This window comes from Rhodococcus sp. BP-316, assembly GCF_019836105.1.
Lineage (GTDB): Bacteria > Actinomycetota > Actinomycetes > Mycobacteriales > Mycobacteriaceae > Rhodococcoides.
Genome location: NZ_JABUEE010000006.1, coordinates 295808 through 312230 on the forward strand (window position 1 = coordinate 295808; position 16423 = coordinate 312230).

General features: G+C 68.9%; 14 protein-coding genes. 7 read left to right on the forward strand and 7 right to left on the reverse strand.

Annotated elements, in window-relative coordinates:
* Nucleotides 1-42: 42 nt before the first annotated feature.
* The 5 genes from HQ312_RS14065 to HQ312_RS14085 form a co-directional block, all read right to left on the reverse strand.
* The gene (locus HQ312_RS14065) at nt 43-1509 is read right to left on the reverse strand and encodes a mannitol dehydrogenase family protein (RefSeq protein ID WP_222638953.1); all 1467 of its coding nucleotides are present in this window, start codon (nt 1507-1509) and stop codon (nt 43-45) included.
* A gap of 107 nt (nt 1510-1616) precedes the next feature.
* Nucleotides 1617-2585, reverse strand: a complete 969-nt coding sequence (locus tag HQ312_RS14070) for an ABC transporter substrate-binding protein (protein WP_056443334.1) — start codon at nt 2583-2585, stop codon at nt 1617-1619.
* A gap of 72 nt (nt 2586-2657) precedes the next feature.
* Nucleotides 2658-3755, reverse strand: a complete 1098-nt coding sequence (locus tag HQ312_RS14075; RefSeq protein ID WP_222638954.1) for an ABC transporter permease — start codon at nt 3753-3755, stop codon at nt 2658-2660.
* On the reverse strand, nt 3752-4531 hold the full coding sequence (locus HQ312_RS14080) for an ATP-binding cassette domain-containing protein (protein ID WP_027506672.1): 780 nt from the start codon (nt 4529-4531) through the stop codon (nt 3752-3754). Before HQ312_RS14080 ends, HQ312_RS14075 begins: the two co-directional genes overlap by 4 nt.
* A complete protein-coding gene (locus HQ312_RS14085; RefSeq protein ID WP_222633323.1) occupies nt 4528-5286 on the reverse strand; it encodes a nucleoside/nucleotide kinase family protein in 759 nt (252 codons plus the stop codon). The genes HQ312_RS14080 and HQ312_RS14085 overlap by 4 nt, the downstream gene beginning before the upstream one ends.
* Nucleotides 5287-5655: 369 nt before the next feature.
* Between HQ312_RS14085 and HQ312_RS14090 the strand changes: the two genes are divergently transcribed.
* Complete coding sequence (locus HQ312_RS14090; RefSeq protein ID WP_027506671.1) at nt 5656-6396, forward strand: SDR family oxidoreductase; 741 nt, start codon at nt 5656-5658, stop codon at nt 6394-6396.
* A 40-nt stretch (nt 6397-6436) separates the two neighbouring features.
* On the forward strand, nt 6437-7447 hold the full coding sequence (locus tag HQ312_RS14095; protein ID WP_027506670.1) for a LacI family DNA-binding transcriptional regulator: 1011 nt from the start codon (nt 6437-6439) through the stop codon (nt 7445-7447).
* Here the strand turns inward: HQ312_RS14095 and HQ312_RS14100 are convergent.
* Nucleotides 7436-8653, reverse strand: a complete 1218-nt coding sequence (locus HQ312_RS14100; RefSeq protein ID WP_222638955.1) for an HAD-IA family hydrolase — start codon at nt 8651-8653, stop codon at nt 7436-7438. The two genes, HQ312_RS14095 and HQ312_RS14100, sit on opposite strands and share 12 nt — an antisense overlap.
* A gap of 75 nt (nt 8654-8728) precedes the next feature.
* On the opposite strand from HQ312_RS14100, the gene HQ312_RS14105 reads away from it, so the two are divergent.
* The 5 genes from HQ312_RS14105 (at nt 8729) to HQ312_RS14125 (ending at nt 15406) form a co-directional block, all read left to right on the forward strand.
* Complete coding sequence (locus HQ312_RS14105) at nt 8729-9760, forward strand: LacI family DNA-binding transcriptional regulator (protein ID WP_222638956.1); 1032 nt, start codon at nt 8729-8731, stop codon at nt 9758-9760.
* A 2-nt stretch (nt 9761-9762) separates the two neighbouring features.
* Entirely contained in the window at nt 9763-12030 is a 2268-nt protein-coding gene (locus HQ312_RS14110) for an FGGY family carbohydrate kinase (protein WP_261782326.1), read from the forward strand.
* A gap of 51 nt (nt 12031-12081) precedes the next feature.
* Nucleotides 12082-13644, forward strand: a complete 1563-nt coding sequence (locus HQ312_RS14115; RefSeq protein ID WP_222638958.1) for a TPM domain-containing protein — start codon at nt 12082-12084, stop codon at nt 13642-13644.
* A gap of 13 nt (nt 13645-13657) precedes the next feature.
* The gene (locus tag HQ312_RS14120; protein ID WP_027506667.1) at nt 13658-13936 is read left to right on the forward strand and encodes a hypothetical protein; all 279 of its coding nucleotides are present in this window, start codon (nt 13658-13660) and stop codon (nt 13934-13936) included.
* A 78-nt stretch (nt 13937-14014) separates the two neighbouring features.
* Nucleotides 14015-15406, forward strand: coding sequence for a nucleobase:cation symporter-2 family protein (locus tag HQ312_RS14125; protein WP_222638959.1), 1392 nt, complete (start codon nt 14015-14017; stop codon nt 15404-15406).
* A gap of 12 nt (nt 15407-15418) precedes the next feature.
* Here HQ312_RS14125 and HQ312_RS14130 read toward each other — a convergent pair whose 3' ends face one another.
* The gene (locus HQ312_RS14130; protein WP_222638960.1) at nt 15419-16408 is read right to left on the reverse strand and encodes an LLM class F420-dependent oxidoreductase; all 990 of its coding nucleotides are present in this window, start codon (nt 16406-16408) and stop codon (nt 15419-15421) included.
* Between the last annotated feature and the right edge of the window lie 15 nt (nt 16409-16423).

Below are 16423 nucleotides of genomic sequence, written 5' to 3' on the forward strand. Positions count from 1 at the left end.
GCGGGTGCAGGCCCACGACACGACGGGGTCGTGGGTCCGGCGTCAGACCGGTGATGCCACGAGCAGCCGGACCGTCCCGATCGGTCCGTCGTCCTGCAGCCGACGCTTCGCGCGCTGGTACGCCACGCGCAGTCGCACGCTCGTCGTCAGGTCCCCGAAGACGTCGGGTTGGGCCAGGAACGCACCGGGGCTGTCGTGGTCGGCCCGCGCCAGTGCGCGGAGCTGATCCGCCGCCCGGTCGGGCAGCGCCACTCCTCCTTCGATGCATGCGCACCACGCCGCGAGCATCAGGGCCGCGTGATCGATCGACCGGTCGTCGCGCAGTCTGTCCCGCACGACGGGCAGGACGAACTTCGGGATGCGCGACGTCGCGTCGACCACCTGACGCGCCACCGTGTCCTGCACGGCCGGGCTGCCGAAGCGTGCGAGCAGATCGTCGATGTACGTGTCGAGGTCCACGCCGGGAACGAGTCCCACGGTGGGCGCCGCCTCGTGGCGCATGTAGGAGGCCACGAAGGCCCCGAGGTCGGGGTCGGCCATCACCTCGTGCACGAACGTCTTCCCGGCCAGCACACCGAGGTACCCGAGCATCTGATGGGAGGCGTTGAGGAGTCGGAGCTTCATCCGCTCGAACGGCGCGACGTCCGTGACCACCTGGACGCCCACGTCCTCGAACGGTGGCCGCCCGTCGGAGAAGTCGTCCTCGAGGGCCCACTGCGCGAACGATTCGGACCGCACCGGCCAGGCGTCGTCGATGCCCGTCCGGCGGCGCACCGAGTCGATCACGGCCGGCGACGTCGCAGGGGTGATCCGGTCCACCATCGAGTTCGGGAATGCGACGGAGTCGTCGATCCAGTCGGCGAGCGCGCCGTCGTGGTGACGGGCGAACGACACCAGCGCGGCACGGGCCACGGCACCGTTTCCGACGATGTTGTCGCACGACATGACGGTGAACGGCGCGGTGCCCTCGTCGCGGCGACGGCGGAGTGCCACCGTGAGGAACCCGAGGACGCTGACCGGCGCGTCGAGAGACATGAGGTCGTGGCGCGTGGCGTCGTCCCGGGGATCGAAGGCACCGGTCGCGTCGTCGATGCCGTAGCCCGACTCGGTGATGGTGAGCGAGACGATGTGCGTGGTGGGTGCCGCGAGCGTCGCGACGACGAGATCCGGGTCGTCCGGCGCGTAGAGGTAGCGGGCGATGGACCCCACGATGCGGGTGTCCTCCGCGCCGTCCGGATGCACCGTGCTGAGGGTGAAGAGCTGGTCCTGGGCAGCGGCGGTGTCACGCGCCGCCGCGTCGGCGGGCATGACACCGACACCGCAGATCGCCCAGCCGAGGTGCCCCGCGGCGAGCAACCGGTCGACGTACATCGCCTCGTGCGCTCGATGGAAGGCGCCGACACCGATGTGGACGATGCCGCACACCAGGGTCGAGCCGTCCACTCGATGACGCGGAACCGTCACACCCGCAGGCGGTGCGGTGAGGGCGTCCTGGATCGAGATGGTCACGGCAGCGGTGCCTTTCGAGTGGTACGACGTGGAACGCGGTGGCGCTCCCGTTCACCGGGATCGAGCCGGTGAGACAGAAGAGCGCCACCGCAGCTGGGGACGGCCGGTCAGCAGGCCGACTTGTACACGTACTGCGCGCCGTCGCCGTCGATCGTGTCCGCGGTGATGACGTGGAATCCGGTGGAGATGTCCTTCTCGGTGGGCTTGTCCTCGAGCGAGGCGACGGCCTGCTCGACGCCGTCGGTGCCGATGGTGGCCGGCTGCTGGGCGATGAGCGCCTGGACCGTTCCCTCGCGGAGCTGCTTCACCTGGGCGGGGCCGGCGTCGAAGCCGACGATCTTGACCTGCTCCTGCTTCCCGGTCTGGCGGACGCCGGTCGCGGTGCCCTCCGCGGCGAAGGTGTTGGTGGCGAAGACACCGACGATGTCGGGATCCTTGGCGATGGCGGCGGAGATCAGACGAGCGGCCTCGGCCGGATCGTTGTGGCTGTACTGCACTCCGAGGTACTGGAAGGCCGAGTTGCCCGCGGCCGCATCTTCGAATCCCTTGACGCGGGCGTCGGTGGTGGAGACGCCGGGGTCGGTGGAGATGACGATGACCTTGCCGCCGTTCGGGTTCAACCCCTCGATCGCGTTGAACGCTTCGGCGCCGCCGCCCTCGTTGTCCGACGAGATGGCCGACACGGCCTTCGACGGATCCTCGAGCGTCGTGTCGACGAGGACGACCTTGATTCCGGCCTGCGCGGCGGCGTCGAGCGGTGCCTGCATCGCGGACACGTCGGTGGGGGCGATGAGAATCGCGGCGGGACGAGAGGCGACGACCGAATCGACGATCGGCTTCTGCAGGGTCGGGTCGAACTTGGCGGGACCCTGGACGTCGACCGTGTAACCGGCGGCCTGAGCGGCGTCCTGGATGCCGCACTGCATGCTGATGTAGAACTCGTCGCCGCTGACGCCCTGGATGAACGCGAGCTTCTTCTCACCGCCGCCCGAGTCGGACGAACAGCCGGCGAGCACGAAGGTGGAGAGTGACGCGGCTGCCAGCGCAGCGGCGGCGACGGTCCGGGATGTACGCATGGGTGAGTGATCTTTCCGGTAGGCCGAGCGTGGTGAGTGGAGTGTGCGATGAGGCCGAGCGACGGTGGTACGTCAGGGGTTTCGAGCCCACAGTCGTTTCAGTGAGGACGTCGACGCCCCGCGGGTGGCGGCGGCTCGGCGGCGTTGATCGAAGTACACGGCGGCGATGAGCACGGCACCGACGGCGACCTGCTGCCAGAAGGGCTGCACACCGACGATGACGAAGCCGTTCTGGAGCACGGCGGGAATGAAGAGTCCGATGACGGTGCCGAACATGGTGCCCACACCGCCGAAGAGGCTGGTGCCGCCGATGACGACCGCGGCGATGACGTTGAGGTTGGTCTGCGACTGGCCGGCGATGGCCGTGGTGCCGTACTGCGAGAGCGACAGGATGCCCGCGAGACCGGCGAGCGTGCCGGACAGCGCGTAGACCTTGATCAGGTGCAGGTCGACCTTGATGCCGACGCGCCGGGCGGACTGCTCCTTGGACCCGACAGCGAAGGTGTGCAGGCCGAACCTTGTGCGGTGCAGCACGATACCGAACACGATGACGAACACCAGGGCGATGAAGGAGATGAGCGGGATGGTGGTCGCGGGCACGTTGCCGTAGCCGATCGTGTCGACCAGCACCGGCGGCACGTCGCGGATGTCGACACCACCGGTGATGACCTGGGCGAGACCCAGTGCGCCGCCGAGCGTCCCCAGCGTCGCGATCAACGGAGGCACCTTCGCGATACCGATGAGGAACCCGTTGAGCAGCCCCCACGCCAGCCCGCAGGCGACGGCCACGAGGATGCCGATGACGGCCACACTCCAGCCCTCGCCGCCGACGGCCCGCATCACCTTCGCGGCGACGACGCCGGAGAAGACCAGGACAGAGCCGATGGAGAGATCGATACCGCTGGTGACGATGACGAACGTCATCCCGATGCCGAGGACGGCGAGGATCGAGACGTTCTGGATGATCTGCCGGATGTTGCCCCACTCGGGGAAACTGTTCGGCGCGAGAATCGAGAACAGGATGCTGATCGCCAGCAGCACGATGACGATCTGGAACACCTGGACACGGGCGAGGCCGGCGAGGCTGCTCCGCAGATCGAACGAGCTGCCGCTCGACGACGGTTCGGGGGCCGAGGATCCCGCTGATTTCGGCAAGGTCTGATTGCTCATCTCGCGGCTCCCACCGTCGCGCCGGTCATCGCGCCGACGAGTGCTTCCATGGTCGTGTTCTTGGCATCGAGCGTCGCGACGCGCTTGCCCAGGCGCAATACCTGGACGCGGTCGGCGACCTCCATGACGTGCGGCATCGAGTGGCTGATGAACACCACGGCGACGCCCTTGTCGGCCACTCGACGAATGGTGTCGAGCACGTTGCGGGTCTGGACCACGCCGAGTGCGGCGGTGGGTTCGTCGAGGAACACCACACCCTTGGCCCAGGCCACGGCGCGGGCGATGGCGATGGCCTGCTGCTGGCCACCGGACATGGCTCCGACCGGATCGGTGAGGCTGCGGACGGTGGCCCCCAGTTCGTCGAGCGCCGCACGCGACTGCGTGCGCATCTCGGCCGTGTTCAGGAAGCCGAGCTTGCCCAGCAGGCCCGCCGCGGGAATCTCGCGCCCCAGGAACATGTTCTGGGCCGCGTTGAGGTGCGGAGCGAGCGCCAGGTCCTGGAACACCGTCTCGATGCCCAGATCTGCTGCTGCGGTGGGGTTGTCCAGGTCGACGGTCACGCCGTCGTAGAGGATCTCGCCGGAGTCCAGCGCCAGGCTGCCGGACAGCGCCTTGACCATCGTCGACTTGCCGGCGCCGTTGTCGCCGATGAGTGCGACCACCTCGCCCGCGTAGATGTCGAAATCGGCGTCGTCGAGCGCGCGCACGTTCCCGAAGCTGCGGGAGAGCCCGCGTGCCTCGAGGACGGGCGTGGCGCCGTCGGGGTGGTTGCTCATGAGAGCTCCTCGGATGAGTCGGTGTCGCGTGATGAGTCGGTGTCGTGAGCGGGTGCGAGAAGCGGGTCGTTCGGCACCTCGATGATCAGGTCGGCGCGGCGGGCCGCCGCGGCCACGATCTCCGCGTTGCGGAGGTCGACGTCGCGGGTCCACTGCTCGGCGTCCGCACGCGACTTGCCGTGGTGTCGGTGTCGGGCCACGAGTCGTTCCGCGCGCACCGTCGTCGGAACGTCGAGGTACCAGACCTCGTCGAGCTCCGAGCGCACCGCGTCCCACCCGCCGTCGTCGAGCAGGAGGTAATTGCCCTCGGTGATCACCATCGCGGTGTCGCGCTGCACGGGGACGGCGCCGGCGATCGCGGCCTCGATCGACCGCTCGAACCGCGGTGCATAGATCGTCTCCGCCGTCTGGTTCCGCAGGCGGCGCAGGAGCGCGACGTATCCGTCGACGTCGAAGGTGTCGGGCGCACCCTTGCGTCCACGGCGCCCGAGCCGGATCAGCTCCTCGTCGGCGAGGTGGAACGCGTCCATCCCCACCAGCGTGGAGTCGGTACCGAGTTCCGCCTGAAGCAGTGCGCAGAAGGTCGACTTGCCCGCGCCCGGTGCACCGGTGACACCCAGCAGCCGGCGACCGCCGGATCCGTCGCGCAGCACGGACGCCAGGTGGCTCACCATCTCGGTGAGATCGGCCGGCGCGTAGCGCCGACGGTCCTCGCGGCCGTCCGGCGTGCCGGCGTCGTTCGAAGCTGCGTACATGTCCGTCCCTCGTCGAATCGCGGAACTCGATCGACCCGACCATCGTGGGGGCGGGTCGTCGTGCGGCCCGAGCCGCATCGCGATGCGGATCAGTGTGACCCACGCAACTCGCCGTGTCACGCGTTTCGCGAAAATTCATGTCACCGGTGACATGGGCACCGATCGGTCGAGCCTCCCCGATTCGTGGAGGTCACTCCCGAGAGAAGGATCAGCGCAGTTCAGCGATGTTTCTCGGCAATCGGGCGCAGAATTGCACACGGTGACGTACGGTCCGTGTCATCGATGTCATGGACCACCGCAACGGAGGTCATGACATCGATGACATCGCATCACCGCCACACCCACGACTCCCCAGAAGGCAGAACCGACATGTCGCAGAGTTCCCCGTCGAAGTTCAGCGGCCGCACGATCCTCGTCACCGGGGCCAGCGGCGGTATCGGCGCCGCCACAGTGCGGCGCCTCGTCGCCGACGGCGCCGACGTCATCGCGTCCGGACGGAACGAGGCCGCGCTCGCTGCTCTGCAGGAGGAGACCGGCGCACGTCCGCTGCCGTTCGACCTCACGTCGGAGGACAGCATCCGTGAGGCCCTGTCGGGCCTCGAGCTCTACGGCGTGGTCAACTGCGGCGGCTTCGGCGGCGAGATCGCCACCCCCCAGGACACCGACATCGACATCTTCGACAAGGTCATCTCCATCAACGCGCGCGGCAGCCTCCTCGTCATCAAGTACGCGGCTCCCGCGATGATCGCCGCCGGAGCCGGGGCCATCGTCAACGTCTCGAGCCAGGCATCGCTCGCAGCGCTCCCCGGACACATCTCGTACGGATCCTCGAAAGCGGCCCTGGACAACATCACTCGCGTCGCGGCACTCGAACTCGGGAAGCACGGCATCCGGGTCAACAGCGTCAATCCCACCGTCGTCATGACGGAGATGTCCGCCTTCTACTGGGGGCGCCCGGAGATCGAGGGCCCGTTCCTGTCGCAGATGCCGCTCGGTCGGTGGGCCACCGAGGCCGAGATCGCGGCCCCCATCGCGTTCCTGCTCAGCGACGACGCCTCGATGATCACCGGGGTGTCTCTTCCGGTCGACGGCGGGTACACCAGCCGCTGACCCGTCATACTGTCCCGGCACGTACGAAGAAGGTGGCCCGATGACCACGATGCAGGATGTCGCGACACTGGCCAACGTCAGCGCGAAGACGGTGTCCCGTGTCTACAACGACGATCCGCACGTCGATCCCGAGACTCGCGCTCGGGTCAACGCGGCGCTCGAATCGTTGAACTACGTTCCCAACACCATCGCGACGTCGTTCCGCGCCGGCCACACCGGTGCCATCGGGGTCGCCGTTCCGGACATCGACGATCCCTTCTTCGCGTCGATCGCGCGTGCGGTGGAGAACCGAGCCCGGCTGCACGACATGGCCGTCATCATGACCAGCCTCGGTCACGACGCGTCCCTCGAGAGCTCACTGGTGGAATCGCTCCTGCGCAGACAACTCAGCGGCCTGGTGATCGCGCCCATCGGTACCGATCACGCTTATCTCAAGCGGTGGGCCGAGCGCACCCCCACCGTGTTCGTGGACCGCGCGCCCTCCGGGCTCACCGCCGACACGTTCGTCGACGACGATCACGGCGGTGCCTGGACGGCCACCACCCATCTTCTCGATCGGGGCCACCGGCGCATCGCTCTGGTCGGCGACGACATCTCCATCAGCACCGCGTTCAACCGCCTCTCCGGGTATCGAGATGCGCTGGAGAGCAACGGGATCGAGTACGACGACACGTTGGTCGTCACCGGAGTCCTCGGCCGCGATCAGGCACGGGAGGCGATGCGCACACTGCTCGACTCCTCCGCGCCGCCCACGGCGCTGTTCCTGTCCAACGCCCGCACCGCGATGGCGTGCGTGCCCGAACTGCAGAAGCGCGGAGCGACGCGCCCCGCGTACGTCGGCTTCGGCGACTTCCCGCTGGCCGACGCTCTGTGCCCGCCCGTCACCGTGATCGACCAGAACCCAGCCGAACTCGGGCTCCAAGCGATCGATCGCATTCTCGGACGCATCGAGAACCCGCGCCGGCGTTACCGCCGCCGTAACGTGCTCGGAGTCGAGCTGATCGAGAGGGAATCGTGCACGCTCCCCGACGGCGCCGCGTCACCGCAGTGACACGGTGACGCCTCCCTCGGCGAGGGTGACCGTCAGCTGATCCAGGGTGTCGACCTGCAGGTCCGCGTCCAGGTCGGCTCGGTCGTGCGTGCCTCCCACACCGATCACCGTGCAGCCCGCGGCCCGTGCCGACAGCACTCCGGCGGGCGCGTCCTCGACGACCAGGCAGCGACTCGGATCGATCCCGAGCGTGCGCGCCGCGAGGAGATAGGGCTCCGGGTCCGGCTTGCCGTGTGCCACGTCCGCAGAGGTCACCATCGCGGTGGGTGCGGCCAGACCCGCCGCTGCGAGACGGGCGTGCGCCACGGGGGGTGCACCCGACGTCACGATCGCCACCCGCGAGGCGGGCAGTGCCGAGAACAACTCCAGCGCACCGGGAGTGGGGACCACGTCGGCCACGTCGCGGGTTTCCAGATCACCGAGCCGCAGCGCCGCTGCCGGCCCCTCCACGTCGCCGAGAAGCAGCGCCATCGACTCCGCCGCCGTCATTCCGTGCGCGATGTCCGCGACCGCGAATCCGTACTCGCCGCCGACCTCGGCCCAGCACCGCGCGACGGCCGCCGTGGAGTCGACGAGAGTGCCGTCGAGGTCGAACAGCATCGCGTCGAACATCCGCCCGACGACACCACCCCGGTCCGCGGGCGGGGACACCAGTCCCAGCGCCCGGCGGACACGGAACAGTTGCTGCGCGGTGGTCAGAGACGCGTCGACGCGCAGATGCGGGACCGTGGGGCTCGAGTGCGGCGTGTCGGCGCGGTGGCGATCCCGGTCCAGACCGCGGTCCGCGCGGCGCCGGGCGAGCAACGCCTCGCTGCCGTCGACATGGACGACGACCACCGGCGCAGGGGCCACGGACTCGAGAAGAGCCGCCCACTCGTCACCACCCTGCAGTTCGCGGGTGAACGGCGCGACCATCACGGACCGCACGCCCACCGACGTCAGTTCTCCTGCGACGGAACGCATCACGGAATATCGACCGGCACGGATCAGGGGCGCCGCGTCGCCGGAGTCGTTCCAGTGTCCACTGCCCAGCAGCGGACTCAGCACGTCGAGCAGCGGCGCCGTCAGGGTGTCGAGGTCGAGCAACGGCGCTGCGAGATCACGGGCGACCGCTGCTCCGAGGGTCGACTTGCCACTGCCGGCGACCCCGGCGATCACCACGTGCGGGCCGCTGTTCCACGCGATCTCTTGACAGGAGGTGTGCACGATGACGATCATAGAAGACAACGTTGTCTCGCAGCAATGCCGGACCGCCACCCACCCTCTATCGAGAGTTCTCCCGTGACCCACCGCGCCAGCATCAAGGACGTCGCCGCACTGGCAGGCGTCAGCTTCAAGACTGTCTCGCGCGTGGTCAACGGTGTCGACACGGTGCTCCCCGAGCTGCGCGAGCGCGTCGAAGCGGCGGTGGCGGAACTGAACTACGTTCCCAACTCCGCCGCACGATCACTGAAGTCCGGATCCGGCACCACCATCGGCATCGTGGTCGACTCCATCGACGACATCTTCTTCGCCTCCCTGGTACGCGCGATCGAGGAGCGTGCGCTCGATCGCGGCATGGGAGTCATGGTCGGCAGCACCGGGTTCGATCCCGAGCGCGAACTGTCGCAACTCACCCGCCTCGCCGGTCAACACGTGCGCGGCATCGTGCTCGCCCCCGTCGGCGATCACTCGTCGTTCCTCACCCCGCGCCGCCACACCCTGCCGGTGGTGACCGTCGACCGCTCGATCCCGGGTTTCGACTCCGTCACCGTCGACGACTACTCGGCGGCTCGACGCGCCGTCCGGGTGCTGGTCGACGCGGGGCACCGGCGGATCGCCCTCGTCGGTCACGATGCGCGACTGCAGACGGCGCAACGTCGACGCGACGCGTACGTCGACGTCCTCACCGAGCACGGTCTCAGCGCCCCGGGCGACGGCATTCCCGAAGTGGCGCCGTCACCGGACGCGGTGCGCCCGGTGGTGCTCGACCTGCTCGCCCTCCCTGAACCCCCCACGGCGCTGTTCGTCTCCAACGCCCGCCACGCCAGTGCCGTCGTGTCGGTCCTGCACGAGATCCACCGCACGGACGTGGCCATGGTGTCGTTCGGCAGCTTCGCTCTCGCCGACGCCGTCGATCCGCCCGTCACCTGCATCGACCAGAACCCGTACGAGATCGGAGCCGCGGCGTTCGACCGTCTGCTGCTGCGCTTCGACGATCCCACCCTCGACGCCGTGGCCGGCCTCTCCGACACGACTCTCGTCGAGCGCAGCTCGCATCTCGCTCCCCCGAATCGACAGTCCCCCAGCGCTGGAAAGCGGTACCGCCCGTGAGCATGTCCCTCGTCGCCGGTCTCGACCTCGGCAGCACCGGAATCAAGATCCTCGTCAGCGACTCCTCGGGTTCCGAGGTCCTGATCGAGCAACTCGCCACTCCCTGGACGCACGGGGCCGGCGGTACCACCGACATGGCGGCGGACGATCTCCTCGACACCGTGCGTCACCTGGTGGAGATCGTCGCGCGCCGACTGCCGGACGTCACCGGTGATCCGAACGCCCGGCTCGATGCCGTCGCCGTCTCGGGCATGGGCGAGACGGGCTTCCTCGTCGACGCAGGGCTGGAGGTCGTGGCGCCGTCGTTCGCGTGGTTCGACCCGCGCGGCGGGGAGCAGGTCGCCGCCCTGCCCGAGCCGCTGCGGGTCGCGTTCGCAGCGACCACGGGAATCCCTCTCGGGGTGCAGGTCTCGGTGGCGAAGATCCTGCATCTGCAGTCCGGCGGACTGGACCTCACCGGACTCCGATGGCTGGATCTGCCCGCGTTCGTCGTCGCCGCTCTCGGCGGACGGGCTGTCAGCGAGTACTCGCTGGCGTCGCGAACGGGGCTGCTCGACCAGGACACCGGCGCCCCCTGGCGGGACATGCTGGCGCACCTCGGTGTCGACGACACCTTCCTCCCGCCCCTCGTCGCTGCCGGCACCGAACTCGGATTCGCCTCGGCTCCATGGCTTCCCGAGCTCGTACGCGGGGCCGCCCTCACGGTCGCGGGCCACGACCACCTCGTGTCCGCGGTGTCCGGCGGCGACATCGCCGACGACACCTACCTCGTCTCGATGGGTACCGCGGAGGTGTTGTTGCGCGTCCTGGACACGCCACCGTCCGCGGCCAGTCGCGCGCGACTGGCCGAGCACCTGATCAACTCGGTCCGCCACGTCGTGCCCGGCAAGTACGTGCTGGTGGCCGGTGTGAAGTCGGGACTGCTCATGCGCCGCGCACTGCAGTTGTGCGACATCACCGATCGCGCCGGGCGGGACGGGCTGGACCAGCGCGTGCAGGCACTGCCGTCCGCGGGATCCGTCGCCGAGGGTGGTGTCACCGTCTCCGGTGCACGCAACGACGACGGTGTGCTCGCACTGACCATCCGGACCGACGGGGTGGACGCCGCCGAACTCTTCCGCGCCGTGCTGCTCCACGGGAACGACGAGGTGGCCCTGCTGGTCGCCGCGCTCGACCGTGAGGTCCCGCCCGCACGGCGCAGCATCCTCACCGGTGGCTGGGCGAGCATGGCCTGCGTCCGCGACGCCCGCGCCGCCGTCCTGCCCGACATCACCACCTCCGGCCGAACACAGGACACCGCCTACGGCGCAGCCCTGTTCGCCTCCAGACTGCTCGACTCGAGCGACCGAACCCCACCTCGCACCACCGACAGGAGCTCCGACATGAACGACCTCACCACACTGGAACGACGCGGCATGGCCGCCATCTCCACTGCGAACGGCAACATGCTGATCGTGGCCGGCGACCAGCGCAACGGCATGAAGGCCGTCATGAACGACGCCCTGGACGGTCCGGACTCCATCTCGAAGGACCAACTCGCCGATGCCAAGGGCGATCTCGTGAAGTACCTCGGCAACCACGCTCCCGCCATCCTGCTCGACCCGGAGGTGGCGCTCCCCCGCGTCGTCGACGAAGGCACGTTGTCGCGGGACACCGCGCTCGTGGTCGGGATGGACGCCTCGGGATTCGAGACCGTGGACGGCCTGAAGTTCACCCGCTTCGTCGACGGCGTCACCCCGCGCGTGGTGCGCGATCTGGGCGGCGATGTCGCGAAGATGTTGTGGTACATGCGCCCCGACCGTCAGACGGCGGACTCGCGGGTCGGCCAGGAGATCGCCGAACTGGTGAAGGCGTGCTCGGCCGAGGGTCTGCTGCTGATCGTCGAGATCCTCACGTACCGGCTCGAGGGCGAATCGGCCGTCGACTACGCGGAGCGCTTCCCGTCCCTCGTGGCCGAGTCCGCCCGCATCTCCGTCGAGTGCGGTGCCAAGGTGCTCAAGCTGCAGTACCCCGGATCGGCCGAAGCCTGTGCCGCCGTGACCGCCGCCGCGAACGGCGTGCCGTGGGCCGTCCTGTCCGCCGGTGTGGATCACGAGACGTTCATCGAGCAGGTGCGCACCGCCGTGGCGAACGGCGCCGGCGGCGCGATGGCGGGTCGCTCCCTCTGGAAGGACAGCATGGCCGTCTCGGCCGACACCCGCGAGCAGCTGCTGACGGACCGCGCGCTGCCGCGCCTGCGCGAGCTGGCCGAGGCCGTCGACAACCGCTGACCCACACGCGACACGCGATACCGGACCGTCGAGTCTGCCTATCATGACGGCATGACACGGTTCCGGTTCGCGGTCGCGTTCATCGCGGTGACAGCAGTGCTCGGTCTCGCCGGTTGCTCCGACAGCTCCGGTGCCACACAGTTCGACGGGCTCACGGTCGGCCAACGCGTGTACGACCGCACCGGGGACTCGCTGGGTCCGGCCGACGTCGAGGCGCTGGAGCAGCGACTCGACGCGCTCCGCGCCGAGACCGGGGCCGACGTCGTCGCGTACGTCCGCGAGCTGGACGCCGACTCGGACGACACCCTCGATCAGGTGGAGGCACTCCAGCGGGCGTGGGTGTCGACGGCGGACGTCGATCAGGACGTCGCCGGCGCCATCCTGATCAACCGCGAGCCCGGTACCGACGACGAGGCTCGGGCCGGGATCTTCCTCGGTTCCACCTTCGACGACGGCAATGTTCCCCGCGACGAGCAGGAAGCGATCATCGAGGACGCCCTGGTGCCGCCGCTGCGCGACGGTGACGTCGCGGGCAGTCTGACGAACGGCATCGACCGGCTCGAGTCCTCCATCCTGGTCGGGCCACCGGTGACGGCGCTCGACGAGTTCGCCGCCGGGCCGGGGTCGACGTGGCTCCCGTGGACCGGTCTCGCCGTCGTGCTGGTCGGCTCCGCGGGCGCGGCGCAGATCTACCGTCGCCGTTCGCGGCCCACGGTGTCGGCGCAGCCTCCGACGACCTACCGACCCGATCACACCACCGATCCCGCGATCGTCACGGCTCTGGTCCATCGGAGCGCGCAGGCGAGTGCGGTGCCGGCCACGCTGCTGGCGCTCGCGGCGGCCGACGCAGTGGCTCTCGAGTCCGAGCCGGGTTCCGGGTCGAAGAAACGTGGCAAGGACACGCTCCGAGTCCGACTGCTCGACCGCGGCAAGGTACGCGGCGACGTGCAGGACGCCGTCTGGACCATGCTGTCCGAGAAGGCCGAGGTCGACGTGGTGGACAGCGCCGCGCTCACGAAGCTCGCGCAGGGTCACGGCGCGACGAAGGCCGTCGTCGACGCGCACCTCGAGGCGAACGGGTGGGTGCGCCACGGTACGGCCGGACCACGCTGGGGTCTGGTCGGACTGGCACTTCTCGGCGGTGCAGTCATGGTGGGCGCAGGCGTGGTCGCTGCTTCCGGGGCCCCGATCATGCTGGTCGCCGCGATTCCCGGCGGGATCCTGCTGATCGCCGGCCTCGTCATGACGGTCGCCTACTCACGATTCTCGGCTGCCGGTCTCGACGCCGCTCGTCCCTGGGAGGCCTACCGTGACGGGTTGAAGCAGTCGGGAAAGGACCACGACTCCTCGCTCGATCTGGACGACGCACTGCCCGACATCGTCGCGCTGGGGCTCGGCTCCACGTTCACGAAGCGCCTCGAGGCGGCCACGGACGCGGACGGCGGAACGACGCTGCGTGCCTTCGCCTCACCGTCCGGATCACTGCACGCCTCGGACCCGGCACTGCTGAACTGGGTCGTCTTCTCCTCGGTGTTCACCTCGACCAACAGCAGCGCCGGCACGGTGTCCGGGGCCGGCGCGGGTGGCGGTGGCGGCGCTGCGGGGAGCACCTGAGACCATTCCGGGTGTGACCGACACTCCGTCATCACGTCCCGCGTATCGCAACGGCGCGGGCAGCAGCGCGCTGGTCGCGGGCATCGTCGCGCTGGTCTGCGCGTTCGTGCCCTTCGTGGGAGACATCGTCGCGGTGCCCACCGGCATCCTCGCGGTGGTGTGCGGATGGGTCGGTATCGGCCGGGACGAGGACGGCACGGCCACCAACGGCCGCGAGGCGATGATCGGAGCCGCGCTGGGCGGCGCCGCACTGTTCGTCGTCTTCGTGTCCTTCGCCGCCACCACCCTCTGAGCCGACGGAGTGCCGCCGTAACGGCGCGGAAACCGAGAAGACCGACGAACGACACGGGCAGGGCCGACACTGTGTCCCATGGTGTCGTTGTCGAGGTTCACTCGCGGTCGGGCGGGCACGCATCCGGTCGACCACATTCCCCCGCTGTCGGTGCTGGCTCCACTCGGCTTGCAGCACGTGCTCGCGATGTACGCGGGCGCGGTCGCCGTCCCTCTCATCGTCGGCAGCGCCCTGGTCGCTGCGGGGGAACTGCAGTCGAGCGACCTGCCGTACCTCATCACGGCCGACCTGTTCGTCGCCGGGATCGCGACACTGATCCAGGCGGTCGGGTTCTGGCGCTTCGGGGTACGACTACCGCTGATGCAGGGCTGCACGTTCGCCGCGGTGACGCCGATGATCGCCATCGGCTCGCAGTACGGCGTCACCGCCATCTACGGTTCCGTGATCGCGTCCGGCGTGTTCATGATGGCGCTGGCGCCGGTGTTCGCGAAGCTGCTCCACCTGTTCCCGCCTCTGGTCACGGGCACGGTCATCCTGATCATCGGCCTGTCGCTGATGCCGGTGGCGGCCGGATGGTTCGGCGGCGGAACGGGATCCGAGGACTTCGGTGATCCGAAGTACATCGGGATGGGCGCACTCACGTTGCTGATCATCCTGCTGATCGAACGGTTTGCTCCCCCGCCCGCCAAGCGACTGAGCATCCTGCTCGGACTCGTCGCCGGCACCGTCATCGCGATCCCGCTGGGCATGACCGACTTCAGTGGTGTGCGGGAACAGGACTGGGTCGGCGTGACCACGCCGTTCCACTTCGGATTCCCGACGTTCGAGGTCAGCGCGATCATCACCATGTGCATCGTCGCGCTGGTCATCATGACCGAGACCACGGGCGACATCATCGCTGTCGGCGAGATCGTCGACAAGAAGGTCCCGCCTCGCCGTCTGGCCGACGGTCTGCGCGCCGACGGCCTGTCGACGATGCTCGGTGGCATCTTCAACACGTTCCCGTACACGGCGTTCGCGCAGAACGTGGGGCTGGTGGCGATCACGGGCGTCAAGACCCGCCATGTGGCCACGTTCGCCGGCGGCATCCTCATCCTGCTGGGGTTGCTGCCGAAACTCGGTGCCGTGGTGGAGGGTGTGCCGCTTCCCGTGCTCGGTGGCGCGGGCATCGCACTGTTCGGCATGGTGGCCGCGAGTGGCGTCCGCACGCTCGCGCAGGTGTCGTTCAACAACACGAACATCCTGGTGGTCGCCGTCGCGGTGGGCGTCGGACTGTTGCCCACGGTGTCGCCGGACCTCTACGACCGGTTCCCCGACTGGTTCCAGACCATCTTCCACTCCGGCATCAGCGCGGGTGCGCTGTGCGCGGTGGTCCTGAACATGCTGCTGAATTCGGAGTCGTTGCGCGACAAGCTGTCCACCGACACGGATCCGCCGGCCCACGACGCTGTGCGTGGACCGGCGCTCTGATCGATCCGTCGGTCAGGAGGACGCTGCGCGGAGCTTCTCGAGCAGTGGCCCGGCGGCCTCGGCAAGGAAGCGCTCCTGGGTCTCGTCACCGACCTGCACGAGTGCGATGTCGGTGAAACCGGCCTCCCAGTAGGGCGCCACCTTCTCGACGATCGCATCGAGATCCGGTCCGCAGGGGATGGTTCCGGCCACGTCCTCCGGCCGGACGAACTGTGTCGCACCCGCGAAACCGGCCGTCGTCGGCAGGTCCGCGTTCACGGCCCACCCGCCCGCGAACCAGCGGAACTGGTCGTGCGCGAGCTCGGTGGCCGCCTTCTCGTCCGGACCCCAGCAGATGGGGATCTGGCCGATCTTCTTCGACTCCCGGTTCAGGCCCGTGCCGATGTGCCTGGCCTTGTCCCAGCCCTCGACCAGCTCGGACTTCGGCTCCGTCGAGATCATGTGGTCGCCGAGCGGCGCGAACCGCTCGATCGACTTCGACCCCGAGACCGCGATGCCGATCTCGAGCGGGTGTTCGGGGGTGTCCCACAGGCGCGCCGAGTCGACGCGGTAGTGCTCGCCCTGCCACGTGATCAGTTCACCCGACTGAAGTTGCCGGATGATCTTGACCGCTTCCTCGAACATGTCCTGACGCTTGTCCACCGAGGGCCAACCCTCGCCGACGACGTGCTCGTTCAGGTTCTCGCCGCTTCCCAGGCCCAGCGTGAAACGGCCGTCGGCGAGGATCTGCAGCGTTGCCGCCTTCTGCGCGACGATCGCCGGGTGGTACCTGATGATGGGGCAGGTCACGTACGTGTAGAGGCCGACTCGGGACGTCGCCTGCGCCACCGCGCCGAGCATCGTCCAGGCGTAGGAAGCGTGTCCCTGCGACGACAACCAGGGTGAGTAGTGATCGCTGGACACCTCGAAGTCGAACCCGACGTCCTCCGCCTTCACGGCGTAGTCGACGAGCTGCTTCGGTCCGCTCTGCTCGGTCATGAGGGTGTAGCCGAAACTTGTCATGGGCGTGGGTCCTCT

Coding starts and splice junctions, on each gene's coding strand:
- HQ312_RS14075 (WP_222638954.1), bottom strand. CDS start 3,755: ATGAGCAATCAGACCTTGCCGAAATCAGCGGGATCCTCGGCCCCCGAA.
- HQ312_RS14070 (WP_056443334.1), bottom strand. CDS start 2,585: ATGCGTACATCCCGGACCGTCGCCGCCGCTGCGCTGGCAGCCGCGTCA.
- HQ312_RS14080 (WP_027506672.1), bottom strand. CDS start 4,531: ATGAGCAACCACCCCGACGGCGCCACGCCCGTCCTCGAGGCACGCGGG.
- HQ312_RS14085 (WP_222633323.1), bottom strand. CDS start 5,286: ATGTACGCAGCTTCGAACGACGCCGGCACGCCGGACGGCCGCGAGGAC.
- HQ312_RS14110 (WP_261782326.1), top strand. CDS start 9,763: ATGTCCCTCGTCGCCGGTCTCGACCTCGGCAGCACCGGAATCAAGATC.
- HQ312_RS14115 (WP_222638958.1), top strand. CDS start 12,082: ATGACACGGTTCCGGTTCGCGGTCGCGTTCATCGCGGTGACAGCAGTG.
- HQ312_RS14090 (WP_027506671.1), top strand. CDS start 5,656: ATGTCGCAGAGTTCCCCGTCGAAGTTCAGCGGCCGCACGATCCTCGTC.
- HQ312_RS14130 (WP_222638960.1), bottom strand. CDS start 16,408: ATGACAAGTTTCGGCTACACCCTCATGACCGAGCAGAGCGGACCGAAG.
- HQ312_RS14125 (WP_222638959.1), top strand. CDS start 14,015: ATGGTGTCGTTGTCGAGGTTCACTCGCGGTCGGGCGGGCACGCATCCG.
- HQ312_RS14095 (WP_027506670.1), top strand. CDS start 6,437: ATGACCACGATGCAGGATGTCGCGACACTGGCCAACGTCAGCGCGAAG.